This is a genomic window from Parabacteroides sp. D25 (genome assembly GCF_000307475.1).
Lineage (GTDB): Bacteria > Bacteroidota > Bacteroidia > Bacteroidales > Tannerellaceae > Parabacteroides > Parabacteroides distasonis.
On the sequence record NZ_JH976509.1, the window covers coordinates 59,206 to 73,059 of the forward strand.

The 13,854-nt window shown below is 45.4% G+C and carries 11 protein-coding genes; 9 read left to right on the forward strand and 2 right to left on the reverse strand.

Annotation, left to right across the window (positions count from 1 at the left end; all coding sequences use genetic code 11):
- Nucleotides 1-36: 36 nt before the first annotated feature.
- The 6 genes from HMPREF0999_RS19725 to HMPREF0999_RS19750 all read left to right on the forward strand — a co-directional run bounded on the left by HMPREF0999_RS19725 (nucleotide 37) and on the right by HMPREF0999_RS19750 (nucleotide 5,512).
- A complete protein-coding gene (locus tag HMPREF0999_RS19725; RefSeq protein ID WP_010184385.1) occupies nucleotides 37-2,349 on the forward strand; it encodes a hybrid sensor histidine kinase/response regulator in 2,313 nt (770 codons plus the stop codon).
- Nucleotides 2,324-3,634 carry a sigma-54-dependent transcriptional regulator gene (locus tag HMPREF0999_RS19730; RefSeq protein WP_008779498.1) on the forward strand — a complete coding sequence of 437 codons (1,311 nt, stop codon included), beginning with the start codon at nucleotides 2,324-2,326 and terminating at the stop codon, nucleotides 3,632-3,634. The genes HMPREF0999_RS19725 and HMPREF0999_RS19730 overlap by 26 nt, the downstream gene beginning before the upstream one ends.
- Nucleotides 3,635-3,763: 129 nt before the next feature.
- The gene (locus HMPREF0999_RS19735) at nucleotides 3,764-4,357 is read left to right on the forward strand and encodes a hypothetical protein (protein WP_009276740.1); all 594 of its coding nucleotides are present in this window, start codon (nucleotides 3,764-3,766) and stop codon (nucleotides 4,355-4,357) included.
- Between the two features lie 217 nt (nucleotides 4,358-4,574).
- A complete protein-coding gene (locus HMPREF0999_RS19740) occupies nucleotides 4,575-4,892 on the forward strand; it encodes a helix-turn-helix domain-containing protein (RefSeq protein ID WP_008777760.1) in 318 nt (105 codons plus the stop codon).
- Between the two features lie 15 nt (nucleotides 4,893-4,907).
- Complete coding sequence (locus HMPREF0999_RS19745) at nucleotides 4,908-5,204, forward strand: helix-turn-helix domain-containing protein (protein ID WP_008777759.1); 297 nt, start codon at nucleotides 4,908-4,910, stop codon at nucleotides 5,202-5,204.
- Nucleotides 5,201-5,512, forward strand: coding sequence for a helix-turn-helix domain-containing protein (locus tag HMPREF0999_RS19750; RefSeq protein ID WP_005644200.1), 312 nt, complete (start codon nucleotides 5,201-5,203; stop codon nucleotides 5,510-5,512). Before HMPREF0999_RS19745 ends, HMPREF0999_RS19750 begins: the two co-directional genes overlap by 4 nt.
- Before the next feature lie 68 nt (nucleotides 5,513-5,580).
- Here the strand turns inward: HMPREF0999_RS19750 and HMPREF0999_RS19755 are convergent, their stop codons facing one another.
- Both HMPREF0999_RS19755 and HMPREF0999_RS19760 read right to left on the reverse strand, forming a co-directional pair.
- A complete protein-coding gene (locus HMPREF0999_RS19755; protein WP_009276741.1) occupies nucleotides 5,581-6,882 on the reverse strand; it encodes a site-specific integrase in 1,302 nt (433 codons plus the stop codon).
- Between the two features lie 22 nt (nucleotides 6,883-6,904).
- On the reverse strand, nucleotides 6,905-8,128 hold the full coding sequence (locus tag HMPREF0999_RS19760) for a site-specific integrase (RefSeq protein ID WP_009276742.1): 1,224 nt from the start codon (nucleotides 8,126-8,128) through the stop codon (nucleotides 6,905-6,907).
- 450 nt (nucleotides 8,129-8,578) lie between these two features.
- On the opposite strand from HMPREF0999_RS19760, the gene HMPREF0999_RS19765 reads away from it, so the two are divergent.
- The 3 genes from HMPREF0999_RS19765 to HMPREF0999_RS19775 are packed head-to-tail and all read left to right on the forward strand — an operon-like array spanning nucleotide 8,579 to nucleotide 13,730.
- On the forward strand, nucleotides 8,579-10,036 hold the full coding sequence (locus tag HMPREF0999_RS19765) for an MBOAT family O-acyltransferase (protein ID WP_008780333.1): 1,458 nt from the start codon (nucleotides 8,579-8,581) through the stop codon (nucleotides 10,034-10,036).
- A gap of 5 nt (nucleotides 10,037-10,041) precedes the next feature.
- Nucleotides 10,042-10,950, forward strand: a complete 909-nt coding sequence (locus HMPREF0999_RS19770; protein WP_009276743.1) for a hypothetical protein — start codon at nucleotides 10,042-10,044, stop codon at nucleotides 10,948-10,950.
- A 44-nt stretch (nucleotides 10,951-10,994) separates the two neighbouring features.
- The gene (locus HMPREF0999_RS19775) at nucleotides 10,995-13,730 is read left to right on the forward strand and encodes a substrate-binding domain-containing protein (protein ID WP_009276744.1); all 2,736 of its coding nucleotides are present in this window, start codon (nucleotides 10,995-10,997) and stop codon (nucleotides 13,728-13,730) included.
- Nucleotides 13,731-13,854 lie beyond the last annotated feature (124 nt).

Consider the following 13,854-nt stretch of genomic DNA (forward strand, 5'->3'; position numbering starts at 1 on the left):
ACATATAGTGTCTAAATAAACAGCAAATATTGATAAATGAGTATTCAATATAAAATCATCTTTGGATATATGGTGTTGATTGTGGCTATAATCGGTATGATTATAATCATGGTACGTGAGCGGAATAGGGTTTTGGTGATTGAAACTGAGGCACAAACAATTCATCGGGTTCAACACAATGGAAATATAGTCCAGCATCACATCACGATTCTCTCAACTTATGGTGAAACAGCCCTTTCTTGGGAAGAGGAGGATTTTGCGAACTATCATTCTCTTCGTCTGCATATCGATTCCATGATGCAGGCCATGCACAAGGGGTATGAGGAATTTGTCAGCCAAAGTCAAATAGACTCGCTGCGCTATCTATTATCCAGTAAAGAAGAGCATTTATACCAAATTATGCAACTTTTCCATAGTCAGAACAGTCAGGAAGGTATGCAATTCTCTCATTTACCAGCGGAAGCTCAACCGCGTACTGTTATTCGTAAAAAGAAAGGTTTTACAGGATTTTTAGGGGCAAAAGAAACTCTGGAGATAGTTCCTTCCGCATCTACAATTCTCAAGACATTGAACAAGGAATTGCTATCCATGCAGGAAGAACGGCAGGAAAGTATCAATGCTTATACCGATAGCCTCCGCAACCACAACAAGGAACTTAACCGAAAGCTTCGCCATCTGATAACCACGATGAACAACCAGACAGAACGTGTACTTGAAGCGAAGGAATGTCATCTTAGAGAATCTTACAACCGTTCCATATGTGTCATCTCCTGGCTGATTATCTCCGCCATTATTCTGCTTGTCATATCCTATCTGATTATTCAAAAAGATTTACGGGAAAAGGCAAGAACAAGGAAGCGTTTGGAAGATACGATACAACAAAACACTGCGCTGTTGGAAATGCGCAAGAATATTATCCTGACCATATCGCATGACATACGTGCCCCTTTGAATGTCATTGACGGCAGTGCCGATCTGGCAATGGATACACGTGAAAAGAAACGGAGGAATATCCATCTGAATAACATAAGGAGGGTGTGCAAGCATGTGGTACATCTGCTTAACAACCTGTTGGATGTGTACCGGTTAAACGAGGCGAAAGAAATACGGAACGATGTCCCATTCGACCTGCATGAATTATTGGAACGTACCGCTGCCGGTTTTTCTCATATAATCAATAATAAGGGTATCCTGTTCAATTGTGATTTTAAGGATACGGAAGTCAAGTTATATGGTGATGCAGACCGCATAGAACAGATTATAGACAATCTGCTTACCAATGCAGTTAAGTTCACGGAGACCGGCACAATCAATTTCAATGTGCACTATCTCAATGGACTGCTGGTCATGGAAATAGTGGATACCGGTGTTGGTATGAGTGAGGAGACACTTTCCCGTATCTTTCGTCCTTTTGAACGCCAGACCTCTGCAACCAATGCGGACGGATTCGGATTGGGGCTTCCGATCACGCAAGGACTTGTCAATCTTCTTGATGGGACAATAGAAGTAACAAGTTTGATTAATTGTGGAAGCACATTTCGTGTGACCCTTCCCATGCCGGAAACGGATGAACCGTTGGAAAGCGAAAAACATGTCCCGACGCATTCCACACACCTGCATCACAATGTACTTGTTATTGATGACGACAGTATGTTGCAAGCTGTCATTAAAGAAATGTTAGAGCGTAATGGCATGACCTGTACAACTTGTACCACAGTCAAAGAGGTAGTAAAAGCCATGCGGGAAAAAGATTATGACCTGTTGCTTACAGATATCCTGATGCCTTACACCAACGGGTTTGAATTGTTGACTTTGTTACGTAACTCAAGTATTGGCAATTCAAAGACTATACCCATTGTCGCTATGACTGCACGTGGAGAGAAGGAGAAAGATGCTTTTTTGAATGCCGGATTTACAGCCTGTATTTATAAGCCGTTCTCATCTACAGAGTTGATCGGTCTGTTGTCAACTATAGAAAGAGGTTGCCCTGACAAAAAGCATGATGTAGATTTCAGCATGATGTTGTGTGAGGTGAGCGATAAGATAAAATTATTATGTTCCTTTATTGACCAGTCGAAAAAAGATGTTGAAGAACTCAATTCGGCCATAGAAAATTGTAATAGGAAGAAATTGCGTGAAACGGTTCACTGTATGCTGCCGATGTGGGAATTATTACATAATGAAGAAATGTTGTTCGCTTATCGTTCCCTTTTAAAAGATGAAAGGGCCAGTGACACTGCTTTAAAAGAATATACTCAACGGATAATAAATCATACCGATATGTTGATGGCAGCAGCAAAAAATGAAATAAAAAGACAGACAAATGAAACGGAAAATACTGATAGTTGAAGACAATATCAGCCTGTCTCAGATGCAGAAGGACTGGTTTGCACAAGCTGGTTATGATGTCGTGACAGCTATGAACGAACCGATAGCCCGTTCACTGATACGCAAAATACAATTTGATCTGATTCTATCGGACGTACGTCTACCCGAAGGGGACGGAATATCTCTACTGGAATGGCTGCGCAAGGAAAGAAAGGATATTCCTTTCATCATCACGACCGAGTATGTGTCGGTTCCCGATGTGGTGCGCACTATTAAGTTGGGAGCGATAGACTACCTTCCCAAGCCGGTACGCAAGGAACATCTGCTGGAACTGGCAGAAGATGTGTTCCGCCCCATGGTTACGGTACGGAAACAGGAAAAGGTACTGTTTCACCGTACAAGTCCGAAGATCCTACAAGTGGAGAAACTTGCCAGACTGGTAGCTCCATCGGAAATGTCGGTGATGGTACTTGGTGCCAACGGTACAGGGAAGGAGTCGGTGGCACAGAGCATCCATCTGGGCAGCGAACGCCGGGAGATGCCTTTCGTGGCGGTGAACTGCGGGGCACTGCCACGTGAACTGGCCGCCTCGTTGTTCTTCGGTCACGAGAAAGGGGCATTTACCGGTGCCGACACCGCCAAGACCGGATATTTCGACATGGCGAAAGGCGGAACTCTGTTTCTGGACGAGATAGGTACAATGTCCTATGAGATTCAGTCCATGTTGCTGCGCGTGTTACAGGAGAATACCTATACTCCGATAGGCAGTGACAAGGAACGGGTAGCGGACGTGCGTATCGTTACCGCCACAAATGAGAATTTGCAACTGGCCATCAAGGAAGGGCGGTTCAGGGAAGACCTTTACCACCGCCTTTGCGAATTCGAGATACGTCAGCCTTCATTGGCGGAATGTCCGGAAGACATCATCCCTTTGGCTGAGTTTTTCCGTGAACGCCATTCGAAAGAACTGAAAAGGGAAACACAAGGCTTTACGGAAGATGCCAAGCGCAGGATGCTTACCTATTCATGGCCGGGCAATGTCCGGGACTTACAGAACCGGATCAAACGTGCTGTATTGATTGCGGAGACTCCGATGCTGGATATGGAAGGATTGGATATTGAGATCCGCCAAAGTGGAGATACGCACTCCCCGGTAATTCAGCCGTTGAAGGATGAGTCATTGGAGAAAATGAAAATTATCAATGCTCTTAAAGCTTGCAACGGACACCGGGAACAGGCTGCCGCACTGCTGAACATCAACCCAGCAACACTGTACCGGAAGATGAAGAAATACGGGGTGAAATAAAAATGAGCCTGCCGTTAGTGCAAATCTCACTGAATATGTGTACATTTGCAAACAAATAGAGAAAAATCGACATATTGTCTCTAAGACAATTGCTGACTGTATATGACATAAGACCGCAAGGTGTTTCTAATGGGAATCTGGAAAATTAACATTGAAAGGAACTATTGCGTGATTGCTTATGCTATGCCTACGCATAGCGTGCATTCACCTATTCCTTTCAAAGGCATTCCAGAGCCTCCATTAGAAGTAGCGTGTTTGCACGCTTCTTTTTTTGACGGCTTACGGTCCGGTATCAAAACAGAATTTATGCCAAAAGTCCAAGCTGTAACGGCGATGACACTGGACGGCTTCCTGCCGGAAACCGACAACGTGCTGATGCGATGGGTAATGAACCACAGGAAAGGTTTTGCCCGTTGGCGGGAGCGTTGTGATGCCCGGATTTTACCCCATTACATACTAGACCTTCTTTGTGAAAAAGACACTAAAGGCGATTCCTTTATCTACCTGGCAGAAGTTTCTGATGCAGAAACATTGGATCTCCTGCGTGGCCTCTTCCATTACAATCTTGTGGAAGAACTTATTATCTACCTTTTTCCTTATTCCGCCGGCAAAGGGAATTCCATACAGGCCATCTTTCCCGTCCGGCAATGGCAGTTACACAAGGCCGTTGTCCTGCCTGGTGGCATCTGCCGTCTGATTTATCGTAATCCTTGCAGGATGTAACTTGCAGATTGCGAGAATCCTTGCATCCTGCAAGGTTAATTTCCCATCAAATATTTCTCCTTTATTTTTTTTATTGTACTGTATTTCAACGGAATAGCTATGTCATTTCGTGAAATACAGAGCAATTGGCACGCCGTTAGCCCTATATCATAATATAACCTGTTGCGCGACAAGGTGTAACCAGTCAATTATTTACACTTTAAAGACAGACCGTATTATGATACAGACAGACCGTGAGACCTTCCAGATGATGCTTCATCAGATTATGGAAAGGTTCGACAGGATTGAAGACAGGCTGAGCCGTATGAACCGCCAGACCTCCGCGCTTGACGGAGACAAGCTGCTGGACAACCAGGACATGTGCGAGCTGCTCGGCATTACCAAACGCACTCTCGCGCGGTACCGCCAGAAGAAACTCGTGACCTATTACATGATAGACGGGCGTACCTATTACAAGTCCTCCGAGGTCGAGGCGTTCCTCAACCAAAAGGGCAGGCGTTTGCCGGCGAGACTGAAAAAACAGATGGAAAATTAATATAAATGAAAGAATATGGAACTTGTATGTATTGACAAACAGACTTTTGAAGAACTGCGTGTCCGTTTTTGCGAATTTGAGGACCGGGTGACACGCCTGTGCCGTCCGGTCGAGGATCTCGGCCTGAAAAACTGGCTGGACAACCAGGAGGTGTGCGACGTACTCCGCATCAACAAAAAGACCCTTCAGGCGTATCGTGCCAAAGGTCTCCTTCCTTTCAGTCGCATCAAGAACAAGCTTTTCTACAAACCGGAAGATATACGGAGATTATTGGAATTGAGTTACCACCCTTTAATAAAGAGCAAATTATGAGCTATCACTTTATAGATAAGAAAGACCCACGCATTGACGTGATGTTCCAGGGACTGGAGAAAATGGAGAGGATGCTTTCAGTAATGGAGGATGTACCGAGATCACTCTTCAACGGTGAACGTTTCCTTACGGACGAGGAACTTTCCAAAGTCCTGCGGGTAAGCAGGCGTACATTGCAGGAATACCGTACATTCGGTGTAATCCCTTACTATCTGGTGCAAGGGAAGGCACTCTATAAAGAGTCCGATATCATGAAAATACTGGACGATGCCTACAAACGGTGCCGGGAGGAACAGCGCTGGGTATAGTACTGCTTCTTTAATCAAGCACGGAGAAACTGCCTGCTGTCAGCCGGGCAGTTTCTCCGTTTTCCATTTCATACAGCCGGTGATTTTATTTTCCGCTTTTTCCTGACGGTGAAATCCTCCTCGCAAAGGTCTATCCTGTTTCCGAAACCTGTGGACCTCAACCGTTTCATGTCCTCGTCCACTTTCGTGTCCGTAACCTGCGCGTAAATCTGCGTGGTGGAAATAGAGGTATGTCCCATCATCCGGCTTACCGTCTCTATCGGAACGCCGAGCGAAAGGGTGATGTGGGTACCGAAATTATGCCGGGCCAGGTGAAAGGTCAAATCAAAACCATATACCTGCCCCAATTCCCTAGTCAACAGGATAAAATACCTGCGGGCATAAATATTGAACACCTTGTCTCCGCTTCTTTGGCCGCGGTATTTCTCTATGATTTGAAGAGGAATATCCAGCAGACGGACAGAAGAGAGCGTATCGGTCTTTTTCCGGTGGATATGAATCCACCATGTGCCGTCGCCGGCCTGCGTGATGTCCTTGTCCGAAAGCCGTTTCAGATCCGCATACGCCAGTCCGGTAAAGGTTGAAAAGATGAACATATCCCGCACGAATTGCAGTTGCGGTTTCTCCACCGGAGTGGTCATGAGTGTTTTAAGGTCTTCCAGTTTCATGTGGCGGCTCTTCCTTTTGGGCAGTTCGGGATGCAGGCGGCAATAAGGGTCGCGTCGCAACGTGCCCTGGCTCACAGCCCGCATCGTGAGCTTTTTCAAACGGTACAGGTGTTCATGCACGCTTTTGGGTTTCAGGTTGCGGTCAGTCCGCAGGAATACCTCGAAATCGTCATAAAACGTCCGGTCAAGGCTTCGCAGCGTCACATCTTCCACGCCTTTCTTTTCCCGGACAAAAGCGGAAAGATGCTTGTAGGAACGCTGATAGGAGTCGTATGTTTCCTGTATGCGGTCTATCCCGACCCGTTTCCTGAACTCCTCGTTATGCTCCCTGAAAAGAGCCAGCAGGGTAAGCGGTTTCTGTCCGATACCCTTGACTGCGTTTTTGACCAGTTCAGCCGTGATGAACCCCAGGCTGTTTCTTATCCGCTCATAATGTCCGGCAATCTCACGTGTCAGGTCATCTATGGCACGGTTCACGGTAACGGCATTCTCGCTCCTTCCGTTGGCACGGCCTTTCTCCGGATTCCAGATGCCCGGATTGACAGAGACTTTGGTCCCTATCTGTGCCCATTCGGCATCAATGCTCACCTTGCACAATAGCTGGCACATTCCGTCCTTTCGCACTTTCGTGCGGTTAATATAAAACAGCACGGCAAAAGTGCTGCGTCGTTTGACATTCTGTTTTTCAGTATTCTTTTCCATATTCTTTCCATTTAAAAGGTTATTAAATGACGACAGAAAAACGCTCCGAAATTTTTCGGTTCAATGCCTTGGTGTCGGCGTCTATCTTCTCATCGGTCACTTTCGCGTAGATTTGTGTGGTCTCTATCTGACTATGGCCGAGCATCCTGCTGACCGTTTCAAGGGGGACCCCATGAGAGAGTGTGATTTCCGTTGCGTATGTATGCCGTCCTGCATGGAAGACCAACGGACGGTCAATGTGGCAGATTCGGGCAATCTCTTTCAAGTAGAGGTTCAGCGTGGAATTGCAATACATCGGCAGCAGCTTGTCACCGGGAGCTGTACCGCTATATTTCTTCAGAATCTGCAACGGTAAATCCAAAAGAGGAATCTCAAATTCTATCTTGGTTTTCTGCCTGGCACTCTTGATCCACCATATTCCATCTTCCGCAAGGCATAGGTTGTCCTTTGTCAGCAGGCGCATATCTCCGTATGGAATGCCGGTAAAACAGGAAAAAAGGAACATGTCACGGACATGATAGAGGGGCTGCCTGTGAAGCGGGGTGGTCATAATCCTGTGCAACTCTTCTGCCGTGAGATATTTCTGCACGTGCTTCGGGCGCACCGGCTCGTAGCCCATGAACGGGCTGGCGGTAATAATACCGTCAGCAATGGCCTCTCCGACAATGGTTTTCAGTTGGACGGTCAGGTTGATGATTGTTCCGGGAGCGAGGTTACGTTCCGTCCGGAGATACAAATCATACTTGTCAATGAAAGAACGGTCCAACGCAGAAAACGGAATATCGGAGAGCTTGTATTGCGCCTGCAAGAATCTTTCGATATGGCTATAGGCATTGCTATAGGCTCTCAGGCTTCCTACCGTACGGTTTATCCCCACACGCTTTTCAAAGTTGCGGATGAACCGCCTGAAATATCCCAGAAGCGTTTCCTGCCCGCTTGCCATTCCAAGCAGTATGCCTTTCACCTCTTCGGCCGTCACACCGTCACGGACAGCCGACTGTTCCATATAGATATTCAATGCCATCGCACGTATCTCATCCAGCCGGTTGTTGATTTCCTTTGCCGCCACGCTTTTTCCAGAAGCGCGTCCCGAAGACCAGCGGGATTGCGGGACTTTTATCTTCACACTGAATGCCGCTTCGGAATATTTTCCGACATTCAACTTTGCCATTACGGGGCAATTCCCGTCGGCATCCGCCTCGCTCTTTTTCAGGTAGAACGACACCTTTACATTTGCCTGATTCATAACCAATTCCTTTGTTTGCAAAATTATTATATGCAGAGCAAATGAACGGCATGAAAAATATAGCGGAACGTAGAATAAGACCCCTCGGCCTGCAAACAAAGCCTGTATTTTTTTTCTGATACGGAAAAATATGACTAAGTTTGCGTCAGCAGACATGGAAAAAACAGCGTTCTTTGCGGTGGTAAACGGGGTAATCAATGAAAGACGAAAGCTTGTTTTTCAAGCCTCTTTTTTATCCCGAAAAGGCAACGGATAAGTAGTGATTTGTCCTCCTAACTCCACCTAAAACTTGCTAAAAGCCCCCTGCGGAAGAATGTGGTACAAAACGACATATCCCTTTTGCTATCAAACACTTTACATTATTTTCTCCAAAGTTATCCGTATGTGAGCGAGTTTTCCTATCTTTGCGCCTTGATGATACATATTCTTGAGTCTGAAAATTAAATATTTATGTTATTTAATTCCATAGAGTTCCTTATATTCCTGCCATTGGTTTTCTTTGGTTACTGGTTTGTTTTCAAGTCTTTGCGGTGGCAAAATCTATTTGTGGTAGCTGTTAGTTACCTGTTCTACGGATGGTGGGACTGGCGCTTTTTGCTGCTGATCCTGTTTACGTCGTTATGCAGTTACTTGAGTGGAGTCTATTTGGAGAAATGCGCTGGCAACCGGTCGGTCCAAAAGTGGATAAGTGCCGGTAATATTTTACTGAACCTTTCGATCTTGGGTGTATTTAAGTACTTTGATTTTTTTACCGAGAATTTGGTAAATGTCCTTCACCTATTGGGCTGGGATGCCGATTACGTGACGTTGAATATCTTGCTCCCTGTCGGGATCAGCTTTTATACGTTTCAGGCTTTGAGCTATACGATTGATGTTTACCAAGGTAAAATCAAGGCGACTCATGATATCGTGGCATTCTTCGCTTATATCAGTTTCTTCCCCCAATTAGTGGCGGGCCCGATAGAACGGGCTACCCATTTGTTGCCTCAGTTTCTCCGGCCTCGTAATTTCGATTGTGATCTGGCGTTGGATGGTATACGCCAGATGCTTTGGGGATTTTTCAAGAAAGTGGTGGTTGCCGATAACTGCGCTTTGTTCGTGAACGGTGTGTTTGAGAATTACCAGACGTTGGATGGGAGTACCTTGTTTCTGGGGGCTTTCTTCTTTACGATACAGATTTACGGGGATTTTTCCGGATACTCGGATATAGCGATCGGCTGTGCCCGGTTGTTTGGCATAGACCTTATGCAGAACTTTAAGTATCCTTATTTCTCCCGGGATATAGCGGAGTTTTGGCGGCGTTGGCATATCTCTTTGACGACTTGGTTCCGGGATTATATCTATATACCCCTAGGGGGAAGCCGGGCAGGGAAATGGAAGAGCTTCCGGAATACCCTTGTTATTTTCTTGGTAAGTGGGTTCTGGCACGGGGCTAACTGGACGTTTGTGGCATGGGGAGCGTATCATGCATTGTTGTTTCTGCCATTGTTATTGTTGGGTCAAAATAGGAGATATAGAGATTCCGTGGCGGAAAACAGTTTCCTCCCCTCTGTGAAGGAATTGACACAGATGGGAGCTACGTTTTTGCTGGTCTTATTGGGATGGATTCTGTTCCGGTCGGAAGATATATCCCAAGCGGCTGTGTATCTCGAGCGGATGTTCAATGTCTCGTTATTCTCGGCTCCTCAGCTTGTGGGCTTGGGATTCGGGCAACTCCTGCTGAAGAAATGTTTCTTTTTCACGGCTCTTATGTTCGTCGTGGAATGGATCGGCCGAAAACAGGCGCATGGGTTGATGATAGAGGACCTGAGCCTTCCGGTTCGGTATGTTATCTATACGGTATTGCTGATTATCATCTATGGTTTCGACGCCAGTAATCCACAAGGTTTCATTTATTTTCAATTCTGATAAGTATGAGAAGGTTCTTTATTGCTATATTCCGGTATTTAGGGGTGGTAGGATGTTTAGGGTTGCTTAGTTGCCTGCTGATCCGCTCTTATTTTCATATAAGCGTACCCAGCCTCAAAAGTGATCCGGAAGTGGAGGTATTGATTTTGGGCGATTCCCATCCTTTACATTCGATATCCGCCGATATGCTGGGGAAATCGAGGAATGACGCTAAATCCAGTGAGAATTATTTCAATACCTATATCGATTTATGCTTGAAAGCGCCTTACCTTCCCCATTTGAAAACCGTGATATTGGGGTTTGGTTACCACACGTTTACCGTGGCCGATGATTCCTATCAAGATGAGTTTCCTGCCTATATGTCTATTTATCCCCATCTAAAGGAGCGGGAGGATTTGCGACTTTTGGTACAGGAGGCTGTTTCGCCGGTAACCCGTAAGGAGGTCATGTATTCGTATGAGTTTGGCGTTCCGTTCAAGAATTGCGTAGCTGAGATTAAAAGGAATGTGATCGAGCGTATTTTCACGGGGGCGACCGGGGGAACACTAGACGTTATTATCGATCGTCATTACTATGATGATAAGGGTGCTTATTTATTGCCATCCTCATTTCAACAAGAGATGTTGGGGCGAATCGTAGAGGAATGTAAGAAGCGGGATCTGTCTCTTATTTTGTACAATGCCCCTGTTTCCACGGAATATAAGGAACGGGTTCCTTCGAGTTATCGAGAATTGACGGATTCTTTGGCTCGGGAATACGTGGATGATAAAACGGTCTTTTATTTGAATTATACGGCTGTACCGTTACCTGATTCTTGCTATAGGGACGCTGATCATTTGAATGAAATCGGTATCCATAGATTTACCCCGTTGTTAAAAGATACCTTGACTTGTTTGGGGGTAATTTCGGAATAGTTTTCGTATATTTGTAGAATAAACGATCGAATTAAATATACCACATGAAAGGAAACCCGCTTTATATCCTGCTTTGGCTATTCCTTATTCTTTGCTTTGCCTGTTCGCCCGGTAAAAAAGAAAAGAAATATGTCATCGGTGTATCTCAATGCTCGATGACGGATATTTGGCGTCAATCCATGATACGTGATATGGAAGTAGAGGCTTTAAATCATCCGGAGATCGAGTTGGTCGTAATGGATGCTAGTCAGGATAATGATACTCAGATCAGCCAGATAAAAGGTTTTATCAAGAAAAAGGTGGATTTGCTGATTATATCGTCGAATGAGACCGAGCCTGTTACGCCTGTCGCTGTTGAGGCGTACAGGGCTGGTATTCCCACTATCATATTGGACCGGAAAATTAATAGCGATGAATATACGACGTATATTGGAGCGGATAATTACGAGATCGGTCGCTCGATCGGAATGTACATCAGCTCCTTGATCAAGGGGGAGACAACGATTTTAGAGATATGGGGACGGAGAGGCTCTTCCTCCGCTACAGAAAGACATCAAGGTTTTGTCGATGCGATGTCTATTGATCCGAATGTGAAAATCCGGGAGTTGGATGGGTATTGGTACAGGAAGAATGCCTATGAGGAAGTCTTGAAGCTGGATTCCATAGAGGATGTCGATATCGTTTTCGCTCATAATGATATGATGGCCTTAGGGGCCCGTGAGGCGATTGAGGAGCGAGATTCGTCGCTGGTGGGGCACGTGGAATTTATAGGCGTGGATGGACTCTTGGGAGGAGGCTTAGGCGTGGAGGCGGTTGCGCAGGGTAAGTTGGATGCCTCTTTTTATTATCCGACAGGTGGTGGGGTGGCTATTAAGGTAGCATGGCAGATCTTAAGCGGACAAGCTTATACGAAAAAGTATGCGTTAAGCACCGCTATGATCGATAAGACCAACGCCGGTACCCTTTATTTACAATCAGACCGGTTGGTAGAATATCAACGCCAGATCGAGAAACAGCGTGCGAATTTGTCGCAATTGCTCTCGAAATATAACTTTCTTTATAGTTCCTTGATTATTATCTTGATATTGGCGCTTTTGTTGGGTGGTTCCGCTATTTACACGGTTTATATTAATCGTAAAGTGCGCCAGAAGAATCATTTGTTGAATGAGAGAAATCGTTTGGTACAACAACAGAAAGAGGAACTCTCGGTAGCGAACCAGCGTATCGAGCAAGTCACGACACAGAAATTGCAGTTCTTTACGAATGTATCTCACGAGATAAAGACTCCTTTAACCTTGATTCTAGGGCCTCTGAACAAGATGGCGCAAGATGCCCCGGCAGGCGCTTTCGCGGATGATATCCGCATCGTTAAGAAGAATGCGGAACGCTTGAAACGTGTGATCGACCAATTTCTGGATTTCCGGAAGATAGAGAATAATAAGATGGGATTGCGGGTTACTAAGATGGATTTGGTCTTTTTAATCCAAGAGGTGAAATCTTATTTTAATACTCTGGCCCAGAGTAAGCGAATTGATTATACCTTCCTGCATGAAATGGATTCTCTTTTTGTTTGGGTGGATACGGACAAAATGGAGAAGATATTAACGAACTTGCTTTCGAACGCTTTTAAGTTTACCCCGGAGCAGGGGAAGATTACGATTCGTTTGCGGGAGGAGGAGACGGAGGTTGTCTTATCGGTGGAAGATAATGGAGAGGGTATTCCCCCGGAAAACCTAGCCTCCGTATTCGAGCGCTTTTTTACAAGCGGGCAAAGCTATGCTCCGGGAACGGGTATCGGACTGCATCTGACACGGGAATTTGTCCTTATGCATAAAGGCTCGATCCACGTGGAAAGCGAGCAAGGCGAACGGACAGTGTTTACCGTTCAGATCCCGAAAGGTAAATCTCATTTTGATGAATCTTGTGTCTTTCTGTCGAATGCGACAGAATCGTCCTCTGGTGTAGCGCATTTGGATATATCCCAAGTTCAAGAAACGTTGAATAAGAAATATGATTATATGATCTTGATCGTTGAGGATGATTGGGATATTCGCGCTTATTTACAGCATGAGTTGTCCGGGAATTTTAATGTACTTGTAGCGGAGAATGGTGCCAAGGCCTTGGATATTCTATTGAAGGAAAATGTATCACTGGTCGTCAGTGACGTGATGATGCCGGAGATGAATGGCTTCGAGCTTTGCCGCCGGGTTAAGTCGGATATGGCCCTCAGTCATATCCCGGTAATCTTGCTTACGGCTCTTTCGGATGACAGTCAACGCTTGTATGGATTTGAGGGGGGAGCGGATGAATATATCCAGAAACCGTTCAATATCGAGATCGTGAAATTACGTATCATTAAATTGTTGGAAGAACGTAATCGTTTGCGAGAGGTTTTCTTGAAAGAGTCTCAATCGCCTGCGGGACTTTCCATCGAGACAAAAGGGAAGGTAGAGAGTCTGGATGATTTGTTTATGCGTAAGTTTATCGCTTTGATAGAGGAGAATTATAGCGATCCCGATTTCAGTATAGAGAAAGGCAGTGAGAAACTGGGCCTGTCTCGTGTGCATTTATATCGAAAGGTGAAGGAGTTGTCCGGGATTACCCCTACGGACTTTTTGCGTAACTATCGTTTGAAAAAGGCATCCGCCCTATTGAAGCAGCGATCCGGAACGATTAGCGAGGTTGCTTATGCCACGGGATTCGGCTCGCCGGCCTATTTCTCCAAATGCTTTAAAGCGGTTTATAATATAACGCCAACCGAGTTTATAGAGTCTTTGTAAGGATGCTGCTTGTACAGATGTTACATACGGGTAACGTCTGTTATTGTCCCTTGAAAATAAATCTTTTATGTAACTTGTGTGATTTATCTTGTAGCTATAGTTATCGTTGTATTTATAACGATGA

Excerpts from the sequence above, each read along its gene's own strand:
- HMPREF0999_RS19725 (WP_010184385.1), top strand. The coding sequence starts at position 37 with ATGAGTATTCAATATAAAATCATCTTTGGATATATGGTGTTGATTGTG.
- HMPREF0999_RS19730 (WP_008779498.1), top strand. The coding sequence starts at position 2,324 with ATGAAACGGAAAATACTGATAGTTGAAGACAATATCAGCCTGTCTCAG.
- HMPREF0999_RS19735 (WP_009276740.1), top strand. The coding sequence starts at position 3,764 with ATGGGAATCTGGAAAATTAACATTGAAAGGAACTATTGCGTGATTGCT.
- HMPREF0999_RS19740 (WP_008777760.1), top strand. The coding sequence starts at position 4,575 with ATGATACAGACAGACCGTGAGACCTTCCAGATGATGCTTCATCAGATT.
- HMPREF0999_RS19745 (WP_008777759.1), top strand. The coding sequence starts at position 4,908 with ATGGAACTTGTATGTATTGACAAACAGACTTTTGAAGAACTGCGTGTC.
- HMPREF0999_RS19750 (WP_005644200.1), top strand. The coding sequence starts at position 5,201 with ATGAGCTATCACTTTATAGATAAGAAAGACCCACGCATTGACGTGATG.
- HMPREF0999_RS19755 (WP_009276741.1), bottom strand. The coding sequence starts at position 6,882 with ATGGAAAAGAATACTGAAAAACAGAATGTCAAACGACGCAGCACTTTT.
- HMPREF0999_RS19760 (WP_009276742.1), bottom strand. The coding sequence starts at position 8,128 with ATGAATCAGGCAAATGTAAAGGTGTCGTTCTACCTGAAAAAGAGCGAG.
- HMPREF0999_RS19765 (WP_008780333.1), top strand. The coding sequence starts at position 8,579 with ATGTTATTTAATTCCATAGAGTTCCTTATATTCCTGCCATTGGTTTTC.
- HMPREF0999_RS19770 (WP_009276743.1), top strand. The coding sequence starts at position 10,042 with ATGAGAAGGTTCTTTATTGCTATATTCCGGTATTTAGGGGTGGTAGGA.
- HMPREF0999_RS19775 (WP_009276744.1), top strand. The coding sequence starts at position 10,995 with ATGAAAGGAAACCCGCTTTATATCCTGCTTTGGCTATTCCTTATTCTT.